Here is a 5,177-nt window from a genome sequence, read left to right as displayed (position 1 = left end):
GGGCGGCGGAGTTGGTCCGGGACGTGCTGGCCGAGGCCGGGGCCCGCGGATGGCGCTCGCTGTCGTGGCCCGCGCGATCGTTGGCCGCCGGCCTCCACCCGGAGCGTGCCGACCGGTACCGCGCGGAGGTTACCGACGAGTTATACGGAGTGTTACTGTCCACCGATCCGGTGGGACGTCGCTGCGCACGCCGGTCGGGCTGGGTTCCGATCTAGCCCGTTTCCTGCGCGGTATCAGGGATGCCGACATCTGGGCGAAGATTTCCGCAAAAAAAGCCACCAGATCGTGTCAAGGTGACACCTAAAGCGTCCGATGGGGGAGGAGGAATGTCACCCGGCTGCAGGAAGGAACCCCTGTGACGACGGTCTTGATCTGCGACGACCGACGCAGTGTCCGCGAAGGGCTCACCCGCGTGATGTCCGCCGTTCCCGGTGTCAGTCGCATCGACTGTGTAGCGCACGGTGACGAGTTGCTCGCCCGGTACTCCCGGCAGCCGGTCGACGTGGTGCTCGTGGGCACCCAACGTGCCGTGCCGACCGGTGTGGAGGCCACCCGGCGCCTCGTCTCGGCCAATCCGCAGGCGAACGTCATCGTCTTCGGCGCCCCGGACGACGCGGGCAGCATCGCCGCCGCCATCGCCGGTGGGGCGCGCGGGTATCTGCGGTGGGACGCGTCCCGTCCCGAACTCGTCGCCGCGCTCGCCCACACGCTCGCCAGCACGTCGGTCCCGGCGCAACGCCAGCCCTCGGATCCCGGTGTGCAGCTCACCGAACGCGAGCTCCAGGTGCTGCGGGGGATGAGCCAGGGCAAGAGCAACGGTCAGATCGGTCGTGAGCTCTACCTCTCCGAGGATACCGTGAAGACCCATGCCCGGCGGCTGTTCCGCAAACTCGGTGTGCGGGACCGTGCCCAGGCGGTCGCGCACGGCTTCCGGCGCGGTCTCGTCTCCTGACGTGCCCGGATGGGCCGTGACCGCGTGCGGAACTCCCGGGCGGCGGGCGGAACCGCCGCGCGGGTACGGGGCGGAACTCTGTGTCCCGGCAGGCCCGTGTCCCCACCGGGGCCCGTGCCCGGTCGTGGAGCGTACGACCGCGTCCACGTCGGCCCCCGCTTCCACCGGGCGCTTGAAAGTTTGACCAGTGCGGTACCGTCCGAGGAGTGCAGGTTGCGGGGTGCAGGACGCGCCGGGCGACCGTCGACGAGAAGAGCGGCACCGGAAGGTACGGTAGGCGCCGTCGGCGTGCGGGCGTGACGGATCCGAGCCGCACGCCGTTGTCTCTGCACGCCTACACGTAACACCGGGACTGTTGTCTGCGATGGCCACTGTGGGGGATGGACTGGACGAGTCGGTCGTCGCGGCTGTCGAGGGTGATCCTCAGGCCGTGGAACGGGTCCTGGCCGCCATACGTCCCCTCGTGGTGCGGTACTGCCGCGCCAGAGTTGGCAGACAGGAGCGTTCATTCGCTTCGGCAGACGACGTGGCCCAGGAGGTGTGTCTCGCAGTGCTCACGGCATTGCCCTCCTACCGGGATCAGGGCCGTCCGTTCCTGGCGTTCGTCTACGGCATCGCGCAGCACAAGGTCGCCGATGCCCACCGCGCGGCGTCGCGGAACCGTTCCGAGCCCGTGGCCGAGGTCCCGGACGAGGTCGAACGTGCCGTCGGGCCGGAGCAGCGCGCGTTGCAGGGCGAACTGAACGAGCGCATGACGCAACTGCTGCAGGTACTTCCGGAGAAACAGCGCGAGATCGTGGTGTTACGAGTGGTCGTCGGCCTGTCCGCGGAGGAGACGGCCGAGGCCGTCGGTTCGACCCCCGGTGCGGTCCGGGTCGCCCAGCACCGCGCCCTCGCTCGGTTGCGTAAGGCACTGGCCGCTGAGGAGGTGGTCTGAGTGACGGAGCACGACAGCGGCGACCCCGGGCACGCAGGCGTCCCCGGATACAGACCCGGGCCCGCGGAGGACGACGACGCGCTCGTGCCGCCCACGGAACTGTCCGCGATCCAGGCCGACGACGCGCTGCTCGACGCCCTGGGTGGCGCCGATCCCCGCGGTGGGGACGATCTCGACGACGCCGAGCTGCACGCCCTGCTGCTCTCCTGGCGCCGGGACGTGGACGGCGAGCCGATGCCGGAGCTGGTGGACACACCCGACGCCGTGACCACCGTGCGCACCGCCGCACAGGTCAGGCGGTACGCGGGTCGTGGCCGACGACGCATGCTCGTCCCCGTCGCCGCCGCGGCGGCCGTGCTCACCATCGGATTCACCGGGACGGCGCTGGCCGCGCGCGACGCCCAACCGGGCGACACGCTGTGGGGGCTGAGCACGGTGCTCTACTCGGATCACGCGGCGTCGGTGGAGGCCGCGGCGTCGGTGCGGACCGACCTCGCCGAGGCTCATCTGGCGATCGCGCAGCAACGCTACGACGACGCCCGCAGCGCGCTCGGGCAGGCCGAGCAGACACTCTCCGACGTGGTGACGGAGGAGGAGAGCCGGCTGCGGGCCCGACACGAGGAACTCCGGGCCCAACTCGACGAACCCGCGCCGCAACCGCCCCCGGCGGAGTCGAGCAGCGACGGTACGTCGAGCACCGGTGCCGATGACACGACGAACGGGACGGGGACGGCCTCGTCCAGCGAGAACAGCGAAACCGAACTGGACGAGACGTCCTCGGTGCCGTCGACGGAACCGCCCACCTCGACCGAGCCCACGGAATCCAGTTCGTCGTCGGACGAGACCTCCTCCGACGACGAGTCGTCGTCCGGGGAGAACCGGGACGACACGTCGTCGTCCGGCGAGTCCGACGACCCCTTACCGACGAGCTGACGCGCTGTCGGACGGCCCGGGAGCCCCGGGTGATCTCTTCTCGGGCGGCCGGGTGACGTCCCGGGTTCCGCCTGCCGCGGTGTGTGCCGGTGATACACCGTGGCGGCGGTGCCGCGGTGGTGATGATACCGCGGTGTCGGTGATGTTCCGGTGGTGACGCGTGCCGGGTGGCTCCACCGGCGTCACCGAATCCCACGGACGAATCCGCCCCGTCCGTCCCGCCGGGTCGGCGGGACGGACGGAGGGAGCGGTGTGCCCCGGCTCAGCGGGCGTTCTCGGTCGCGGTGATCCCGTCGGCGAACCCCTTGCAGTAGTCCCACGTCACGTACAGCGCGGGGTCGGGATCGAAGGCCGGCTCGTGCGGACGCATCTGGCCGTCCGCGAGGAGCTGTTCGAGACTGGCGCGGAGCAGATGCCAGTCGTGGTAGTGAGGCTGGTCACACTCGCCGCAGTCGACGACGATTCCGCGGATCCCGCGCGGCTCCAGCAGAGCCTGGTAGACGGTGAGGTCGGACAGGTCGGTGAGCAGTTCCGACCGCTCGTCCGGGCCCATCGGTTCGCCCTCGGTCTCGGCGTCGTCGAGCATGGCGAACTCCCGGGCCGGGTCGTTCGGGTCGTCAGCGAACGGGTCTGGGGGCAGGACTTCGTGCGGCACGACCCGCACGGTACCGGGCATGCCCCGGGGTGCGTCCAGCTACCATCGCTAACAGGTCCGCATAGCCCCCTTGTTCACTCCGTCGAGGAAGGTCGGCCGTTCCCCATGACGAGCGACATCACTCCCGCAGATCCGCCGTACCCGCAGGAGGCGGCGGGCACCCCGGACAAGTTCGCGATGCTCGGGCTGACGTTCGACGACGTCCTGCTGTTGCCCGCGGAGTCGGATGTGATCCCGAGCACGGTCGACACGAGCACGAATGTCACCCGGAACGTGAGCCTGCGGGTGCCGTTGCTGTCGGCGGCGATGGACACCGTGACCGAGGCCCGGATGGCGATCGCGATGGCGCGGCAGGGCGGCATGGGGGTGTTGCAGCGCAACCTGCCGATCGAGGAACAGGCCCGGGCGGTCGAGGTCGTCAAGCGGTCGGAGGCCGGGATGGTCACCGACCCGGTGACCTGCTCGCCGGACGACACGCTGGCCGAGGTGGACGAGCTGTGCGCCCGTTTCCGCATCTCGGGGGTCCCGGTCACCGACGCCGCGGGTCTGCTGGTGGGCATCATCACGAACCGCGACATGCGCTTCGAGGTGGACTACAGCAAGCAGGTCAGTGAGGTGATGACCCGGGCGCCGCTGATCACGGCGCAGGTCGGGGTCACCGCGGACGCGGCACTCGGGCTGCTGCGTCGGCACAAGGTGGAGAAGCTGCCGATCGTGGACGGTGCGGGGAAGCTGCGCGGCCTGATCACGGTGAAGGACTTCGTCAAAACCGAGCAGTACCCGGACGCGACCAAGGACACCGACGGCAGGCTCATCGCCGGCGCGGCGGTGGGGGTCGGTGCCGACGGGCACCAGCGCGCGCTGGCGCTGGCCGACGCCGGGGTCGACGTCCTCATGGTGGACACCGCGCACGGGCACTCCCGCGCCGTGCTGGACACGGTGACGACCCTGAAGAAGGAACTCGGCGACACCGTCGACGTGGTCGGGGGCAACGTCGCGACCCGGGCCGGTGCGCAGGCGCTGGTGGACGCCGGGGCGGATGCCGTGAAGGTCGGGGTCGGGCCGGGTTCGATCTGCACGACCCGCGTGGTGGCCGGGGTCGGCGTCCCGCAGGTCTCGGCGGTGTACGAGGCGGACAAGGCGTGCCGACCCGCCGGGGTCCCGCTGATCGCGGACGGCGGCATCCAGTACTCCGGTGACATCGTCAAGGCGATCGCCTCCGGCGCCTCGTCGGTGATGCTCGGCAGTCTGCTCGCGGGGACGGCCGAGGCGCCGGGCGAGGTCGTGCTGGTGAACGGCAAGCAGTACAAGATCTACCGCGGCATGGGCTCGCTGGCCGCGATGCAGTCGCGCGGCGGCGGCCGGTCGTACTCCAAGGACCGCTACGCCCAGGACGACGTCCTCTCCGAGGACAAGCTCGTTCCCGAGGGCATCGAGGGGCGCACCCCGTTCCGCGGCCCGCTGTCCGGTGTGGTGCACCAGCTCGCGGGCGGAGTGCGGTCCGGGATGGGCTACGCGGGCGCCACCACGATCCCCGAGCTTCAGCGGGCACAGCTGGTCCGCATCACCTCGGCGGGGCTGAAGGAGAGCCACCCGCACGACGTGACCATGACGGTCGAATCCCCCAACTACACCACCCGCTGACCCGGCTGCCCGGCCCGCCCGCGCCCGGCGACCCGGCCCCGACGCCGGACCGGCGC

Annotated in this window: 5 protein-coding genes and 1 pseudogene; 5 read left to right on the top strand and 1 reads right to left on the bottom strand. The window is 70.9% G+C overall.

The features are described 5' to 3' along the window. From SACHA_RS25920 to SACHA_RS0102685, 4 genes and pseudogenes are all read left to right on the top strand, one after another. Positions 1 to 215: pseudogene (locus tag SACHA_RS25920) on the top strand (hypothetical protein); the annotation flags it as partial. Positions 216 to 355: 140 nt separating this feature from the next. Further along, positions 356 to 952, top strand: coding sequence for a response regulator transcription factor (locus SACHA_RS0102695; RefSeq protein WP_007026373.1), 597 nt, complete (start codon positions 356 to 358; stop codon positions 950 to 952). Positions 953 to 1,316: 364 nt separating this feature from the next. Then, positions 1,317 to 1,889, top strand: a complete 573-nt coding sequence (locus tag SACHA_RS0102690) for a sigma-70 family RNA polymerase sigma factor (protein WP_007026374.1) — start codon at positions 1,317 to 1,319, stop codon at positions 1,887 to 1,889. Then, complete coding sequence (locus tag SACHA_RS0102685) at positions 1,890 to 2,822, top strand: anti-sigma-D factor RsdA (RefSeq protein WP_019807014.1); 933 nt, start codon at positions 1,890 to 1,892, stop codon at positions 2,820 to 2,822. A 262-nt stretch (positions 2,823 to 3,084) separates the two neighbouring features. Here the strand turns inward: SACHA_RS0102685 and SACHA_RS0102680 are convergent, their stop codons facing one another. Then, positions 3,085 to 3,498: a DUF5319 domain-containing protein gene (locus SACHA_RS0102680; protein ID WP_019807012.1), complete on the bottom strand. Its 414-nt coding sequence runs from the start codon at positions 3,496 to 3,498 to the stop codon at positions 3,085 to 3,087. 84 nt (positions 3,499 to 3,582) lie between these two features. Between SACHA_RS0102680 and guaB the strand changes: the two genes are divergently transcribed. Further along, a complete protein-coding gene (gene guaB, locus SACHA_RS0102675; RefSeq protein ID WP_019807010.1) occupies positions 3,583 to 5,121 on the top strand; it encodes an IMP dehydrogenase in 1,539 nt (512 codons plus the stop codon). Positions 5,122 to 5,177 lie beyond the last annotated feature (56 nt).

It is taken from the genome of Saccharomonospora halophila 8, assembly GCF_000383775.1.
GTDB classification, from domain to species: domain Bacteria; phylum Actinomycetota; class Actinomycetes; order Mycobacteriales; family Pseudonocardiaceae; genus Saccharomonospora; species Saccharomonospora halophila.
This window is presented reverse-complemented; position numbering and strand designations above follow the sequence as displayed.